The sequence below is a fragment of the Variovorax sp. J22P240 genome (genome assembly GCF_030316855.1).
Lineage (GTDB): Bacteria > Pseudomonadota > Gammaproteobacteria > Burkholderiales > Burkholderiaceae_C > Variovorax.
The window spans coordinates 90,847-107,098 of the sequence record NZ_JASZYR010000005.1 but is presented as its reverse complement, the minus strand read 5'-3'; the positions used below and the strand labels follow the sequence as shown (position 1 = coordinate 107,098).

Genomic DNA, 16,252 nt, shown 5'->3' with positions numbered 1-16,252 from the left:
CATGCCACGCTTCGTCGAACTTTGGATCTATCTTTCCGCCACGCCGCTGTTCGGGTTGACCGCGACCTTGGTCGTTTACTTGCTCGCCAACGCGGCGTACACGAGGGCTGGCGGGGCGCCCTGGGCCAATCCGGTGCTGTGGTCGGTGGTCGTGCTGGCGAGCGGGCTGCTGCTCACGCGAGTGGACTATCAGACTTACTTCGCGGGCGCGCAGTTCATTCACTTCCTGCTCGGGCCGGCCGTGGTCGCATTGGCATGGCCGCTGTGGCAGCGACGCGCGGAGCTGCGCGCGCGCTTCGGCCGGCTGGTGCTCGCATCGCTGCTCGGCGGCACGGCCGCAGGCGGATCCGCAGTGGCGCTCGGCTGGGCGATGGGCTTGCCGCACGACGTCGTGCTGTCGCTCGCGCCCAAGTCGGTGACGGCGCCGGTGGCCATGGGCATTGCGGAGAAGATCGGCGGAATTCCCGCGCTCTCGGCCGTGTTCGCGGTGCTCACCGGCATGATCGGCGCGCTGTCGGGCAAGTACCTTTTCGACGCGCTCCGCATCAGCACCAGCGCCCAAGGGTATGCAGCGCGCGGCTTCGGTCTGGGCACAGCCGCTCACGGCATCGGCGCGGCCCGGGCGCTCCACGTCGATGCGGATGCCGGCGCCTATGCAGGTCTGGCGCTGGGGATGCAAGTGGTGCTTGCGGCGCTGCTGATGCCGCTGGTGTTCAAGCTCTTCTGAGACACAAAGAAGCCGGCCCATGCATTGCGCATGGCCGGCTTTTCCACTAAGCCTGAAGCCTCAGCTTCGGGACGGATTGTTCGGCTTGCGGTCGTACCGATTCGGCACGCCATCGCCATCGTTGTCCCAGCGGCCCGCCTGGTATTCCCAGTGGCCGCCCTTCTCACGCCATTGCGGCGCTCGGTAGGCATAGCCTTCCCTTGCACGCATCCAGTTGCCACGGTTCCAGACATAGCGACCGTGATTCCACTCGTAGTGGCCGGGAGCCCACACATAGCCCGGACGCGGCGGCGGAACGTGCTCATGGCGCGCAGGCGGCGGCGCCACGCGGACCGAGACCACGGCCTGCGCCTGTGCCGCGGTCGGCACCATCACGGCGCTGAGCGACAGCAGGGAAGCGGCGCCCATCGCGAGAGTGACTGCGAGTTTTTTCATGGGTACTCCTTTGAGTTGTTGGAAGCTTCATCCTCCCTGCCCCATGTGAACTGCTTGTAAGCCGCGAGCGAAGTGTTGTGTAGAGCTGTGTCGGCCCTTCTTGCGGCGCTTTACCAGGTGTCGACGTACGCGGTGGCCGGCCGCCGAGCGGCTGCGGACGAAGCGAGCCCTCGCACCAGCCATGCCCGCGTGTCGGCCGGATCGATCACGGCATCGATCTCCAGCGTCTGCGCCATGTGGATCGCCTCGCCGTTCGCGTACTGCTGCGCGACCAGCTTTTTGAACAGCGCATCGCGTTCAGCACCTTCTGCAGCGGCTTCGAGTTCCTTGCGGAAGCCGAGACGCACCGCGCCTTCGAGCCCCATGGCACCGAACTCACCGGTGGGCCACGCAACGGTGAACACCGGTGCATCGAAGCCGCCCGCCGTCATTGCCTGCGCGCCGAGCCCGTAGCCCTTGCGCAGCACCACGGCGAAGAAGGGCACGCGCAAGTGCGAAGCCACCATGAACATGCGGCACACATGGCGCACCTGCGCCTGCGCCTCGATCTCGGGGCCGACCATGAAGCCCGGCGTGTCGCACAGCGACACCAGCGGCAGTCCGTGCGCGTTGCAAAGCTGCATGAAGCGCGCGGCCTTGTCGGCGGCCTCCACGTCGATCGCACCGCCGAGGTGGTGCGGGTTGTTCGCCAGCAGGCCGACAGGCTTGCCCTCGATGCGCGCCAGCGCCGTCACGATGCCGGCGCCGAAGCCTGCGCGCAGTTCGAGCATCGATCCCGTGTCGACGACACCCTGCATCGCAGCGCGCGCGTCATAGACGCGCAGCCGGTTCTCGGGCACGGCATGGCGCAATGCACGCTGGTCGGCGCATTCCCAGTCGCTCGTCGGCCCCTGGAAATACGAGATGTACTGCTTGGCGGCAGCGACAGCGTGCGCTTCGTCCTTCACGAGAATGTCGATCACGCCATTGCGCGACTGCACGCTGCTGGGCCCGATCTGCTCCGGCGCGAAGGTGCCGAGGCCACCGCCTTCGATCATCGCGGGGCCGCTCATGCCGATGTTGCTGGCCTCGGTGGCGATGATCACGTCCGCGCAACCCAGCAGCGCCGCGTTGCCCGCGAAGCAGCGCCCGTGCACGATGCCCACCACCGGCACCTTGCCCGAGAGCGCCGCGAACTGGCTGAAGGTGTGGTTGTTCAGGCCGGCGACGATCGGCATGTCGGTGTCGCCGGGCCGGCCGCCGCCGCCTTCGGCAAAGAGCACCACCGGCAACTGCAGTTGGTGCGCGATCCCCAGCATGCGGTCGGTCTTGTGATGGTTGCGCATGCCCTGCGTGCCCGCGAGCACGGTGTAGTCGTAGGACATGACCACGCAGCGCGCCTTCTCGGGCCCGAACTGCTTCGCGTTGATGCTGCCGATGCCGGTCACCATGCCATCCGCCGGCGTGTTGGCGATCAGGTCCTCCAGCGCGCGGCGGCGCGTCTGCGCCGCAATCGCGAGCGCGCCGTATTCGGTGAAGTTGCCGGGATCGTCGGCCAGCTCGCACAGGTCGGCGATGTTGGCGCGCGCGGTGCGGCCGCCTTGGGCCTGACGCTTTGCGACTGCAGCGGCCCGGTTGGCATCGAGCGTCGGCGCGTGGCGATCGATCACCTTCTGGAGATCGGGGCGGATCTCATCGAGATCGCGCTCGGCATGTGCTTCGGCTTCGACCGCGTGCGCGTCCACCGCCTCCAGCTTGACCAGCGACTGTCCTTCGACCAGGTAGTCGCCGGGCTGCGCCAGCAAGGCGACCACGCGGCCCGCGGACGGCGCGTGCAGCAGGTGCTCCATCTTCATCGCTTCGAGCACGCCGAGTTGCGCCCCGGCCGGCACGATGTCGCCGACATCCACTTCGAGCTGAACCAGCTTGGCAGGCATCGGCGCCTTGACGATGAGGCCGTCGTCATCCTCCTGCGGAGCTGCCGCTGCCTCGCTTCGGGATGCGGCCGGTCGGGCGACTCTCGAAGCCGCATCGTCGATGTGCGCGGCAGCCGCCAGCAGATCGGCCAGGTGGGCCTCAACGAAGCGCGTATGCACCGCCTGCGTCTCGAACTCAGGCCGCGTCGCGATCGCGCGCAGCAATGCCAGGTTGGTCGCGATGCCGTCGATGTGACATTCCTCGAGCGCGCGCAGCGAACGCCGCACCACGTCCGCAAAGCGCGGCGACGAAGAATGAACGATCAGCTTGGCCAGCAGCGTGTCGTAGTGCGGCGAGGGCGCGAGGCCCGCGTAGCCGTGCGAGTCGACACGCACACCCGGACCGGCCGGCAAGTCGAAACGTGCCAGCGTGCCACCGGAGGGCCGCGCATTGCCTTGCGCATCGAGTGTCTCGGCATTGATCCGCCATTGCACCGCGAAGCCGCGCTGTGGTGCGGTGCGTTGGGTATCGATGCCCAGGTCCGCCAGCGTCTGGCCGTTCGCGACGCCGATCTGCAACTGGACCAGGTCGAGCCCCGTGACCGCCTCGGTCACCGTGTGCTCGACCTGCAGGCGCGGATTGGCCTCGATGAACACGAAGGGCAGCGTCGCCGAATGCTCGTCGACCAGGAATTCGAAGGTGCCCAGGCTCTGGTAGCCGACGGCCTTCGCCATGCGCAACGCAGCCTGCGTGACCTGATCGCGCAGCGGCTCGGGCAGTGAAGGGCTCGGTGCGATCTCGACCAGTTTCTGAAAACGACGCTGCAGCGTGCACTCGCGCTCGCCCAGGCTCGCCACCGCGCGACCGTCACCCAGCACCTGCACTTCGATGTGTCGCGCATTGCGCATCAGGCGCTCGACATAGACGCCTTCGACACCGAAGGCCGCCTTGGCTTCCGACATGCAGCGCGCGTGCGCTTCGGTCAGGTCGGAGGCGTTCAACACGGCCCGCATGCCGCGTCCGCCGCCGCCGCCGATGGCCTTGACCATCACGCCGGCGCCTTCAGCCTGCTGCGCGGCGAAGAACGCCTGCGCCTCAGCCAAGGTCACGGCGCCGGCGCTGCCCGGCATCACCGGCACGTCGCATTGCTCGGCCAGCGCACGCGCGCGGGCCTTGTCGCCGAACAGAGCGAGTTGCTCGGGAGTGGGACCGATGAAGCGCAAGCCTGCCTGCGCGCAGGACTGCGCGAAGTCGGCACGCTCGCTCAGGAATCCATAGCCGGGGTGCACCGCGTCGCACCCGTGTTCGCGCGCGATGGCGATCAGCGCGGCGGTGTCGAGGTAGGCGGAAGGGCCGGTAGCGCCCAAAGCCATAGCCGTGTCGGCCAGCTGCACGTGCAGCGCGGCGGCATCGTCCCTCGCATGGACGGCAACGCTCGCAATGCCGAGATCGCGCAACGCGCGCACCAGCCGCACGGCGATCTCGCCGCGGTTGGCAATCAGGACTTTCTTCATCATCCGGTCAGTCTTTCAGTAGTCTGCGCAGCACCTTGCCCGCGCCGGTCGTCGGCAGTGCATCGATGAAGCGCACCGAGCGCGGCGCCTTGTAGCTCGCCATGTTCTCGCGCGACCAGGCGATCAAGGCATCGGCATCGAGTTCGGCCCCCGGCTTCTTCACGATGAAGGCCTTGACCACTTCGCCCTTGTCCGCATCGGGCTGCGCGATGACCGCGGCCTGCGCCACGGAGGGATGCTTGATGAGGATGGTCTCCACCTCTTCGGGGAACACGCTGTAGCCCGAGACCTTGATCATTTCCTTGAAGCGGCCGATGAAGGTGAGATAGCCGTCGGCGTCGAGCTTGCCCATGTCGCCGGTATGCACCCAGCCGTTGCGCAGCGTTGCCGCAGTGGCCTCGGGCTTGTTCCAGTAGCCCTTGAAGGAGCCCGCGCTCGTGAGCACGATCTCGCCGACTTCGCCCACCGGCTTGTCCTCGCCCGTGTCGGTGTCGATGATGCGGATGGTCACGCCCGGCACCGCGATGCCCTGCGTGCCCCAGCGCGGCGCGTGGTGCGGCGTGTAGGTGTCGCAGGTGTGGGTTTCGCTCAGGCCGTAGGCCGCCTCGAAGGAACTGCAGTTGTTCGCAAAGCCGCGCCATTGCTGCGCGAGCGGCTCGGTGAAGGTGATGCCGAAGCTCGTGACGGGATTCATGCGCAGGCTCGACAGATCGAAGCCTGTGGCGCCTTCCACCTGCATGCAGGCGACGTTCATCGGCGCGATGCTGTACCACCAGTTCACCCGGTAGCGGTCGATCGCCTGCAGCGCGGCGCGCGGCTCGAAGCGGTGCAGCAGCACCGAGGTCGCTCCCGTGAGCACCGGCACATTGACGCCCATCAGCATGCCAGCGATGTGATAGAGCGGCGCGATCGACAACAGCACGTCACTGCCGTTCACACCATTGCAATCGGCGGCGGCGCGCGTCTTGAAGAGCGCATTGCCGTAGCTCAGCATGGCGCCCTTCGGCAGACCCGTGGTGCCGGAGGTGTAGGTCATCAGCGCCACATCGTCGAGGGAGACCTCCACGGGCGCAGGACACTGGCCGCTCTTCATCACGGCAAGGAAGTCTTCGCAGCCCGGCGGCACGCTCCGCGGTTCGTGCCTTGCTGCAGCGAGGTCGGCGGGCACATCGATCGGTGTCGTCGCCGGCAGCAGGTCGGCGTAGTGAACGACGAACACGTGTTCGAGCGCACTCGCGGCGCGGACCTTGTCGACCACCGGCATCAGCGACGAGGCCGCGACGATCACGCGTGCCTTCAGGTCGTTGACCTGATAGGCCAGTTCATGCTCCTTGTTGAGCGGTCCGCTCGGACACACGATGGCACCGATCTTCTGGATGCCGAAGTGGGCCGCCAGGTATTGCGGGCAGTTGTTGAGGAAGAGCACCACCGGATCGCCCTTGCGCACGCCGATGGCCTGCAGCCTCGCCGCGAAGGCATCGCTCGCCGCATCCAGTTCGGCGTAGCTGAAGGATCGTCCGTACCAGATGCAGGCCGGATGGTCGCCACGCTCGCGCGCATGCGTGCGCAGGTACTCGTGCAGTGGTTGCTGCGGGCGGTCGGGAAGCTGGGTTGTCTCCATGGTGTCACTCTCACAGGGTTATCGATAGGGCTTGGCCGCTTGTCATCGCTTCATGGTGCACCAACAATCCTACCCATGGGTATAACTTCGGCGACACCGCACAAACCCTCTGGGCGCGGCGATGCGCACTCCACGAGAACCGATCTGCCGCAAGGCACGGGCCGCCAGCGCGCAGCCACGGCGGGCACCGACGTACAGCGCGAACGCATCCTCCAGGCGGCAGCCCAGCTCTTCGCGGTGCAGGGCTATGCCAACACGACGATGGCGCAGATCGTGCGCGCGCTCGATGCGACCAAGCCTTTCGTCTACTACTACTTCCGCGACAAGCAAGAGATCTTCGAGACCTTGTCGTGGCGGCCGGCGGTCGACTGCTTCACCGCGATGGACTTCGCCGCCGGCGACACGCGCCCTGCGGTGGAGAAGGTCAAGGAAGGCATCGAGCGGCTGATCCGTGCGACGGTCGCGCATCACCCCTGCGCCTTTTTCGCCTACAAGGAGCCGCAGGTCTACCGGCCGGAGTACATCGCCGCGCAGAAGAAGCTCGCGCATCACTTCTACGACCAGCTCTTTCCTCTGCTCGAAGAGGCCCGGCGCGATGGCGATCTGGACTTCAGCGAAACCAAGATCACCGCGTTCGCGGCGCTGAGCCTGCCCGGCTTTCTCTACAGCTGGTACCGGCCCGATGGCCGCCTCTCGCCTGACGAAGTGGTGGCCGAGCTTTCGCGCCTGGCGTGGCGCGTGCTGGGCCTGCGCGAACGCAACGGCTGAGCACGGCCCTTCCGCCTTCACCCTTCCTTCACTCCTACGGAGACAGTCCATGAAGTTCCCCTGCCTGCTCGCGCCCTTCGCGGCCGTCGCCCTCCTGACGGCCGGTGCCGCCCACGCCCAGCAGACCTACAAGATCGCCTACATCGACCCGCTCTCCGGCCCCTTCGCGAACGTGGGCGAACTGATGCTCACGCACACGCAGTACGCCATCGAGGACATCAACGCCAAGGGCGGCGTGCTCGGCGGAACCAAGCTCCAGTTGCTGCAGTTCGACAGCAAGCTCTCCGCACAGGAGAGCCAGAGCGCACTGCAGGCGGCCATCGACCAGGGCGCGCGCGCCATCGTCACAGGCGGCTCGGGCTCGTCGGTGGTGAGTGCGCTGGTGCAGGCAGTGAACCGTTGGAACCAGCGCAACCCCGGCAAGGAACTGCTGGTGCTGAACCACTCGTCCATCGACCCCGAGCTCACAGGCAAGTCGTGCAGCTTCTGGCACTTCCAGACCGATGCCAACACGGCGATGAAGATGAAGGCGATCGCCAACTACATCAAGAAGACGCCGGACGTGAAGAAGGTGTACCTGCTGAACCAGGACTACGCCCACGGCAAGCAGTGGGCCAGCTACGGCCGGCAACTGGTCGGCCTCGCGCGGCCCGACATCCAGTTCGTCGGCGAGACCCTGCATCCCATCGGCAAGGTGAAGGACTTCGCCCCCTATCTCGCGAACGTCAGGCAATCGGGCGCCGACTCGGTGATCACCGGCAACTGGGGCCAGGACATGAGCTTGCTGCTGAAAGCCGCCGGCGATGCGGGCTACAACCTGCGCTACTTCAACCACAGCGCGGGCTCGGTGCCCGGCACGGTGCTCGCCGTGTCGCAGGCCAAGCTCGGCCAGTTGACCTGGGTCGCCGAATGGCACCCCGGCCAAGCCGATTCGCCGAAGGTCGACGCCCTCGCGAAGAGCTACAAGGCCAAGACGGGCAAGGACTTCCTTGCGCCGCGCATCGAGATGACGCCGCGCCTGCTGGCCGCCGCCATCAACAAGGCCGGCAGCACCGACACGCCCAAGGTGGCCCTCGCCCTCGAGGACCTGAGCTTCGACTCCGTCGTCGGCCCGGTACGCATGCGCGCCGATGATCATCAACTGCTGCTGCCGCAGGTGGTCAACACGATCGCGCCGGTCGACGGCAAGACGGTGAAGGTCGGTTGGGAGGGCACGAACTACGGCTTCCGCACCGACGCGATCTACAGCGGCAACGAACTCGCCCAAGGCACGGACTGCAAGATGCCTCGTCCCTGATAAGGGAATACCCCGGCCTGCCGCCCCCCTCTGCCGTCGAGATACTGCGGGACCCGCACCCGCGGTCCGCAATCGGCACGAGCAAGGGGCATGACCATGGCAGGCAAGAACGCGCTGTACCCGATTCCGCATCCGGCGAAGAAGCCCTTCGTCGGCAACATCCTGTCGATCGGGTCCGAATCGCCCGTGCTGGACATGTGGCGGATCGCGCAGGAGCTCGGCGCCATCTATTGGCTCGACATGCCGGGCATGCCGGTGATCGTGGTGTCGTCCGCCGCGCTGGCCGACGAGTTGTGCGACGAGAAGCGCTTCGACAAGAGCACCAAGGGCACGCTGCGCCGCCTGCGCGCGCTGTCGCATGGGCTCTTCACCTCGGACACGCACGAGTCGACCTGGTCGAAGCCGCACAACATCCTGCTGGCCAATTTCAGCCAGCGCGCGATGCAGGCCTACCACCCGATGATGCTGGACATCGCCGAGCAGCTGGTGACGAAGTGGGAACGCCTCAACTTCGACGAGGAGATCGACGTGGTTCGCGACATGACCGCGCTCACGCTCGACACCATCGGCCTGTGCGGCTTCGGCTACCGCTTCAACTCCTTCTACCGCGAGGGCTTCCATCCCTTCGTGGATGCGATGGTGCGCACGCTGGAGACGGTACAGAACCGGCGCGGCATTCCGCTGGAAGAACTGATGCTCAAGAAGGAGCTGGCCCAGCAGCGAAAGGACGTGCGCTACATGCACAAGATGGTGGAGGACATCGTGCGCGAGCGGCGCGAGAGCGGCGCCGACATCGCGACCAAGCCCGACCTGCTGAGCTACATGATCGCCGGCGTCGACAAGAAGACCGGCGAGCGGCTGGACGACCGGCAGATCCGCGACGAGTGCATCGAATTCCTGATCGCGGGGCATGAGACGACCAGCGGCCTGCTCTCGTTCGCCATCTACTTCCTGCTGAACAACCCGGACGCCATGGCCAAGGCGCAGGCCGAGGTCGACAACGTGTTCGGGCCGGACCCGTCGGTGAAGCCGACCTATGCGCAGGTCAACCGCCTGACCTATGTGCTGCAGGTGCTGAAGGAATCGCTGCGCATGTTCCCGACCGCGCCGGCGATCGCGATGGCCGCAAAGGAAGACACGACGATCGGCGGGCAGTACACGATCAAGCGGCGCAACATGGTGATCCTGCATGCGCTCGCATTGCACCGCGACAAGGCGGTGTGGGGCGAGGATGCCGACCGGTTCAACCCCGACCACTTCAGCCGCGACGCCGAGCGCGAGCGGCCGGTCAACGCCTTCAAGCCCTTCGGCAACGGCCAGCGGGCCTGCATCGGACGCCAGTTCGCGCTGCAGGAGGCGGTGCTCACGCTGGGGATGATCCTGCAGCGCTTCACACTGGTCGATCACACGGGCTACCAGCTCAAGATCAAGGAAGCGCTCACGATCAAGCCGGAGGGATTCAGGATCAAGGCGGTGCTGCGCGACCCGGCGACGCGGGCGCGCAGCGACACCACGGCGCAGCCTGCGCAAGCCACCACGGAGAAGCCGACGGCGGCCCGGCCGCATGCGGCGCGCCATGGCACTTCGCTGCTCGTGCTCCAGGGCTCCAATCTCGGCACCGCCGAGGACTTGGCACGCCAATTGGCCGAGGCCGGCGAGATGCGTGGCTTCTCGACCCAGCTCGCCTCGCTCGACGACTACGCCGAGCGCCTGCCTGCCAACGGCGCGGTCGCGATCGTCTGCGCGTCGTACAACGGCGCGGCGCCGGACAACGCAGCCGAGTTCCATCGCTGGCTCGACAAGGCGGACGATTCGCTCAACGGCGTGCGCTTCACGGTCTTCGGCTGCGGCAATACCGATTGGGCGTCGACGTATCAGTCGGTGCCGCGCCGCATCGACGAGCGTCTGGCCGCACTCGGGGCGGCACGCGTGCATCCGCGCGGCGAGGGCGATGCGCGCGAGGACATGGACGGTGCCTTCCAGGACTGGAGCGACGCGCTGTGGCCGACACTGGTTTCCACCTTCGACCTCAAGGTGGGTGCGGACACGCCTGCGCAAAGCGAGCCGCTCTACACGCTGGAAGAGCTCCCGCCGCCACAGAAGAATGCCATCGTCGACGCGCTCGGCGCCGTGCCGATGCGAGTGATAGAGAACCGCGAGTTGCAGAGCGCCGCCAGCGACGCCGGCGAAGCGCGATCGACGCGCCACGTCGAGTTGCAGTTGCCCGAAGGCGTGAACTACCGCGCCGGAGACCATCTGAGCGTGGTGCCGCGCAACGGGCCGGCACAGGTGGAACGTGCGATGGCGCGATTCGGCTTCGATCGCAATGCGCATGTGCGGCTGCATGCGGCGTCGGGACGCAAGGCGGCGTTGCCGGTGGATGAGGTGATCGCGGTCGATCGGCTGCTGGGTGACTACGTGGAGCTGCAGGACGTTGCGACCCGCAAGCAGATCGCCCAGCTTGCAGCGCACACGGAGTGCCCCTTCACCAAGCCGAAGCTCGTGGCGCTCTCGGGCGCGGACGAGAGTTCGGCACAGCTCTACAAGAGCGAAGTGCTGCAGAAGCGCAAGTCGGTGCTCGATCTGCTGGAGGAGTGCCCGGCCTGCCAGGTGCCGTTCGCGCAGTTCCTCGAAATGCTGTCGCCGCTCACGCCGCGCTACTACTCGATCTCTTCGTCACCGATCGTCGACGGGGGACGTTGCAGCGTGACGGTGGGCGTCGTCGCGGGTCCAGCGCGTTCGGGCCTCGGCCGGTTCGAGGGGGTCTGCTCCAACTTCCTCTCGCGCGCTCAGGCCGGCGAGACGGTGCACGGCGTGGTGCGGGAGACCACGGCAGAGGGCTTCCGCCTGCCGGACGACCCGGCGCGGCCCGTCATCATGGTGGGACCGGGCACGGGCCTCGCGCCCTTCCGCGGCTTTCTCCAGGAACGCGCCGCGATGATCGCCAACGGCACGCCGCCGGGCGAGGCCATGCTCTTCTTCGGATGCCGGCATCCGGACCAGGATTTCATCTACGCCGACGAACTCAAAGGCTGGGCGGGGAGCGGCGTGACGCGACTCCACACGGCGTTCTCACGCGCGGGCGAGCGAAAGGTCTATGTGCAGGACCTGATTCGTGAGCAGGCGGCGCATGTCTGGCGTCTTCTCGATGACGGCGCCATCGTGTACGTGTGCGGGGATGGGTCGCGCATGGAGCCTGATGTGCGGCGTGCGCTGTCGGACATTGCGCGGGAGCATGGGCAGGATGGCAGCGCCTGGCTCGACAAGATGATTTCGGAGAAGCGGTATGTGCTTGATGTCTGGGCGGGGGCCTAGCGGAGTGCCCTTTGGAGGGGGCGCCCGGTAGGCGGTGCGGGCCGGGCTCTGGGGGTGTGCAACGGATATGCGCGCCTCCAACGTGCTCCGCCTGCGCGCCATCACAACCGGTGAAGAGGACAGTTCAACCCCAACGTCTCAGCGTCGTCGGCCGGCACAGGGCACACCGCCCGACGACGCCACCCTCACGCTCGAAAAGCCGTTTTCAGTGCGACCGAGCAGGATCCGGATAAACCAACGGCCCAAAAGTACCTCGATCAAAGGGCTTCCACTGCCCCTCAGCCTGAGCCAGCCGATCCGCCAGCGCATACAGCACTGCCGGATGCGCCCCAAGCCCCAGGTGACTCGCCACCACTTCGATGTTTTCCGACTGCGGCCCGGCCTCTTCCACACTGCAGCGCCACGCCACGACGCCATCGCTGCGGCTGAAGATCGACGTTGTCGGCACGGAAGGCGTCGGCCGCACATGCTTCATGCGACGTGGGTCTTCGGCGCTCTGGCCGCTCACGCCTTCATAGACGCGCCATGCGTTCGTGGAGCGCGCGTTGCCGGTGAACGGACTGCCCAGCGTGACCACGCTGCGCACCAGCTCCGGCCGGGTCGATGCCAGAAGGCGCGCGTAGACGCCGCCGAGGCTCCATCCCACGATGCTCACCTTGCGACCGCTCTTCGCATGCAACGCCTCGAGCTTTTGCAACATGCCATCCTCCACGCCCTTGCGGGGCCCGAGGTTGCGTCCCAAGCCCCAGCCGTGCGCGTCGTAGCCGCGGCTTTGCAGATAGCGGCGCAGCAGCTTGGTCGAAAGATCGCTCGCCACCAGTCCCGGCAACACCAGCACCGAATGGCCATCGCCGCGCGGCGCCAGCTGCAACAGCGGCCACAAGGCCACGGCGGCGCCGGCCTCCCAGATGGCACGCGTCTCGGCCAGCAGCAGGAGCCGCGATGGCGGGGCGATCGGTTCGTGTGCGGCAGTCATCATCGAATTCTCCTTGTCGTTCTTTGGCAATTTGCGGTCGCGATGTCGAAAAACCCGTCGGACGGCAAGCCATTTATCCGAGGTATTTGCCCCGCAGGTAATCGAGGTAAGCCCTCGATTCGCGCGATACATACGGTGCAATCAACGTCAGCGTGTAGAAAGCCGCAAGCCCCGGATCGGCCTGCTGCAGCGCGTCGCGCCCCGGCACCAGACGTTCGAAGGAGAGCCAGCAGGTGGTCGTGAAGACCATCTGCAGCGCCAGCATCTGCGCCTCCTCTGCAGTGGCCTCGATCACGCCGGCGGCGACCAGCGTCTCGCACAGCGCCTGCGCCGCCAGAAGGTTCTGCGCGGTCAGCGCCTGCGCACGCTCGCCGAGCGCGGGATATTCACTGGAAAGATAGGCCATGTCGCGGTACACGAAGCGGTAGGCGTCGATGGCCTCGAAGCGCAGGTGCAGCGCCAACCAGAGGTCGTCGATCGCCCGGACAGTGTCCGACGAGGCATTGAGCGATTCAAGCCGATCCTCGAAACGCCTGAAAAGGCGGTCGACGATGAGCTGCTTGGCCTTGAAGTGGTAGTGCAGATTGCCCGGGCTGATCTCCAGCTCCGCCGCGATGCGGTGCGTCGACACCGCCGCGAGTCCCTGCGCATTGAAGAGCGCCAGGCTGGCCTGCAGGATGCGTTCTCGCGTGTTGGAGCTGGCCACGGGCTGGTGAGGGCTCGGTCCGATGGGCCTCAGCGCTTGCGTCGGGCGGATTCGGCCCGCTCGAGGTGTTCGAGCACCTGCCGCATCTGCTCGCGCAGTTCCTGGATTTCCTGTGCACTCGGCATGCCCAGGCGTTCCAGTGCGGTCGCGACGCGCTGGTCGAACACGTCCTCGAACTTGCGGATGCCGAAAGTGTCGAGACTGGGCGCCTTGCCCATGCCGAGCAGGCTCTCGATCACATTGGTCTGGCGCTTGACGACGTCGTCGCGCACATTGCCCAAAGCCTTCAGGCCCGCACGCAGCAGGCCCTTGGCACCGGCCTGCTCGGAAGGAACGGCCGGGTTTGCGGGGAGGGATTCGGGCGCCGGTGCCTTCTTGGCCGCAGCCCGCTTGCGCGGCGCAGCCTTCTTGGCCGGCGTCGCCTTGGTGGCCGGGGCCGCCGACTTCTTCTTCACGCTGACAGTTTCATCGCGGCGAGTCGCCATGCGTTGCTCCAGGAAAACGATTCAAGAGAAGAAGTGCGGCGGGCCGCATGGCGATCAGTCCGCCTTGGGCGTCGTCACGCGAACAGCGCGGCGGGTGGACGTCTTGGCCTTGGCCTTGACGGTCTTGACCACTTCGGCGGTGGTCGTCGTGCCGGCCACGCGGCTTTCGATCTGCTTGGCACCGGCGGCGATCTTGTCGGCGATCTTCACCGACACGTCGGCGATCGGCTGATGCACGCGGTTGAGCGTCTCGATCACCGAGGCGCCCATCGGCGCTTCGACGCGTGCGACGACATTGGCGATGGATTCGATGCCGCTGGTCGCACCGGTGGCGACGCGGTCCATCAGGTTGACGACGCGGCTGGTGTCGATGTCGAGGCGGTTGGCCAGGAAGCCGGTGACCTTTTCTTGAGCGCCGAGCAGACGGGTCTTGATGTCTTCGCTCACCAGGGGCAGTTCGCGCTTGCCGAGGAAGTCGCTGTAGCGCGAAGCGGCGCCGCCCAGCAGGCGGTGGGCACCAGTGCGGTAGGCGCTGACCAGGGTCTTGCCGGCGTCGTTGTACTGGCCGACGACGTGGATGACAGCGGTGGAGATGTTTTGCGTGGACATGATGTTTTCCTGGAAGTTGATGGACACATACCGCCGGGATTCGGTCCCTGCGGCATTCGCGTCATGCATTCCGACGCGATGGGGTCATCTTCTTCGCAAAGCCCTAGGCCTTGAAAACTAGAACGGTTCGATAGTTAGTCCAACTGCCCCAATTTCCTGCCAGGGCGATGCTACGACGAGCAGGTGCGCCGTGGCAGCGCCCGCGCCACCGGGCTTACCCGCTATCCGGCCCTCCGGACATTGGGGATCATTTCCGATCGCGCCACGCCCGACGCTGCCGACAACGCCAAGAGGGACACCCGAATGAAACATCTCAGCGGCCTTGACGCGACCTTCCTGCACACCGAAACACCCGAGACGCCGATGCACGTCGGCGGCCTTCACGTGCTGGAGCTGCCCGCCGGCTACAAGGGCGACTTCTACGAGGACGTGAAGGCGCACGTGCAGAGCCGCATGCATCTCTCCGAGGTATTCACACGCAAGCTCGCGCTGATGCCCTTCGAGCTGTCGAACCCGGTGTGGGTGGACGACGACGATGTCGATCTCGACTACCACGTGCGGCGCGTCACCTTGCCGCGCCCCGGCACCATGCGGCAGCTCGAGCAGTACGTGGCCCGCCTGCATTCGACGCTGCTGGACCGCAGCCGGCCGCTGTGGGAGTTCTTCGTGATCGACGGGCTGCAGGGCGGCGGCGTCGCGCTGTATTCCAAGCTGCACCATGCCGGCATCGACGGGCAGGCCGGCGCAGCCTTCGCCGAGGCGATCATGGACCTGACACCAGAGCCCCGCGCGATCAAGGCGCCGCGGCAGACCGCGCGGCGCAATCGCTACCAGCTCGGCGTGGCCGAACTCGCGGGCGCGGCGCTCACCAACACGCTGCAGCAATACGTCAAGCTGGTGAAGACCTTCCCCGACATGGCGCGCGCGGTGAAGAGCCTGGTCGTCCCGCAACCGACGAACCAGGCCGGCAGCCTCTGGAAGCTGCCGAAGAACCTCAACCTGCTCGGCCCGCGGACGCCGCTCAACGTGGCCATCACCAACCAGCGCGCGTACGCCGTGCGCTCCATTCCGCTGGCCGAAGTGAAGCAGATCGGCAAGCGGCTGGGCGCGAGCCTCAACGACGTGGTGCTGGGTCTCTGCGCGGGTGCGTTGCGCCAGTACCTGTCCGACCACGGCAAGCTGCCCAGGAAGCCCCTGACGGCTGCCATCCCGGTCACGCTGCGCGAGCCGGGCGACACGACCTCGAACAACCAGGTCTCGATGACCGTCATGACCCTGGCGACCGACGTGGCCGATCCGATCGAGCGCATCAAGGCCATCGCCGAATCGTCGGCGGCGACCAAGTCGTTGATGGGCAACATCAAGGCCGCGATACCGACCGACTTTCCCTCCTTCGGTGCGCCGTGGCTGATGTCGGGGCTGGCATCGATGTACGGCCGATCGCGCTTCGCGGACCGCCTCCCGCCGGTTGCGAACGTGGTGATCTCGAACGTGCCGGGCGCGCCGGTCCCGCTCTACTTCGCGGGAGCGAAGCTGCTGACCTACTACCCGGTGTCGATCCCGAGCCACGGCATGGCCCTCAACATGACGGTGCAGAGCTACAACGGCATGCTGGATTTCGGCCTGATCGCCTGCCGGCGCGCGGTGCCTGATGTGGACGACATTGCCGACTACCTGATCGAGGAACACCGCGCGCTGCTGGCGAGGGTGAAGGCGCTCGACGCGCCGGCCGCCGCCGCCGAGGCGACACCCGCCTCGCCCGCCGCCAAGGCTGCACCTGCGAGTCAGCGCAAAACACCCGCCCGCAAATCCGCGCCGCGAAAGACCGTGGCCCGCAAGACGGTCGCCGGCAAGACCGCCACCGCCTAAGCTACGCGCCATGACCCAGTTCCAGAAATACCGC

12 protein-coding genes are annotated in these 16,252 nt (G+C 66.7%); 5 read left to right on the top strand and 7 right to left on the bottom strand.

Features of this window, described 5'->3' with window-relative positions:
• Position 1 precedes the first annotated feature (1 nt).
• Complete coding sequence (locus tag QTI24_RS15330) at positions 2 to 727, top strand: LrgB family protein (protein ID WP_286601547.1); 726 nt, start codon at positions 2 to 4, stop codon at positions 725 to 727.
• A 60-nt stretch (positions 728 to 787) separates the two neighbouring features.
• Here QTI24_RS15330 and QTI24_RS15325 read toward each other — a convergent pair whose 3' ends face one another.
• From QTI24_RS15325 to QTI24_RS15315, 3 genes are all read right to left on the bottom strand, one after another.
• Positions 788 to 1,162, bottom strand: a complete 375-nt coding sequence (locus QTI24_RS15325) for a YXWGXW repeat-containing protein (RefSeq protein WP_286601546.1) — start codon at positions 1,160 to 1,162, stop codon at positions 788 to 790.
• Between the two features lie 110 nt (positions 1,163 to 1,272).
• On the bottom strand, positions 1,273 to 4,575 hold the full coding sequence (locus QTI24_RS15320; protein WP_286601545.1) for a carboxyl transferase domain-containing protein: 3,303 nt from the start codon (positions 4,573 to 4,575) through the stop codon (positions 1,273 to 1,275).
• A gap of 4 nt (positions 4,576 to 4,579) precedes the next feature.
• Positions 4,580 to 6,193 carry an AMP-binding protein gene (locus QTI24_RS15315; protein WP_286601544.1) on the bottom strand — a complete coding sequence of 538 codons (1,614 nt, stop codon included), beginning with the start codon at positions 6,191 to 6,193 and terminating at the stop codon, positions 4,580 to 4,582.
• 75 nt (positions 6,194 to 6,268) lie between these two features.
• Here QTI24_RS15315 and QTI24_RS15310 point away from each other — a divergent pair, with 75 nt between their 5' ends.
• The 3 genes from QTI24_RS15310 to QTI24_RS15300 all read left to right on the top strand — a co-directional run bounded on the left by QTI24_RS15310 (position 6,269) and on the right by QTI24_RS15300 (position 11,573).
• Entirely contained in the window at positions 6,269 to 6,961 is a 693-nt protein-coding gene (locus QTI24_RS15310; RefSeq protein ID WP_286601543.1) for a TetR/AcrR family transcriptional regulator, read from the top strand.
• A gap of 49 nt (positions 6,962 to 7,010) precedes the next feature.
• Positions 7,011 to 8,258 (top strand): branched-chain amino acid ABC transporter substrate-binding protein, encoded by a 1,248-nt coding sequence (locus QTI24_RS15305; protein ID WP_286601542.1) that lies wholly within the window; start codon positions 7,011 to 7,013, stop codon positions 8,256 to 8,258.
• Between the two features lie 90 nt (positions 8,259 to 8,348).
• Entirely contained in the window at positions 8,349 to 11,573 is a 3,225-nt protein-coding gene (locus QTI24_RS15300) for a bifunctional cytochrome P450/NADPH--P450 reductase (RefSeq protein ID WP_286601541.1), read from the top strand.
• Between the two features lie 205 nt (positions 11,574 to 11,778).
• Here QTI24_RS15300 and QTI24_RS15295 read toward each other — a convergent pair whose 3' ends face one another.
• The 4 genes from QTI24_RS15295 to QTI24_RS15280 all read right to left on the bottom strand — a co-directional run bounded on the left by QTI24_RS15295 (position 11,779) and on the right by QTI24_RS15280 (position 14,349).
• On the bottom strand, positions 11,779 to 12,552 hold the full coding sequence (locus QTI24_RS15295) for an esterase/lipase family protein (protein ID WP_286601540.1): 774 nt from the start codon (positions 12,550 to 12,552) through the stop codon (positions 11,779 to 11,781).
• Between the two features lie 70 nt (positions 12,553 to 12,622).
• Positions 12,623 to 13,255: a TetR/AcrR family transcriptional regulator gene (locus QTI24_RS15290; protein ID WP_286601539.1), complete on the bottom strand. Its 633-nt coding sequence runs from the start codon at positions 13,253 to 13,255 to the stop codon at positions 12,623 to 12,625.
• A gap of 29 nt (positions 13,256 to 13,284) precedes the next feature.
• Positions 13,285 to 13,740: a phasin family protein gene (locus QTI24_RS15285; protein ID WP_286601538.1), complete on the bottom strand. Its 456-nt coding sequence runs from the start codon at positions 13,738 to 13,740 to the stop codon at positions 13,285 to 13,287.
• A gap of 54 nt (positions 13,741 to 13,794) precedes the next feature.
• Positions 13,795 to 14,349: a hypothetical protein gene (locus tag QTI24_RS15280; RefSeq protein ID WP_286601537.1), complete on the bottom strand. Its 555-nt coding sequence runs from the start codon at positions 14,347 to 14,349 to the stop codon at positions 13,795 to 13,797.
• A gap of 303 nt (positions 14,350 to 14,652) precedes the next feature.
• Here QTI24_RS15280 and QTI24_RS15275 point away from each other — a divergent pair, with 303 nt between their 5' ends.
• Entirely contained in the window at positions 14,653 to 16,218 is a 1,566-nt protein-coding gene (locus tag QTI24_RS15275; protein WP_286601536.1) for a WS/DGAT/MGAT family O-acyltransferase, read from the top strand.
• Positions 16,219 to 16,252: the final 34 nt, after the last annotated feature.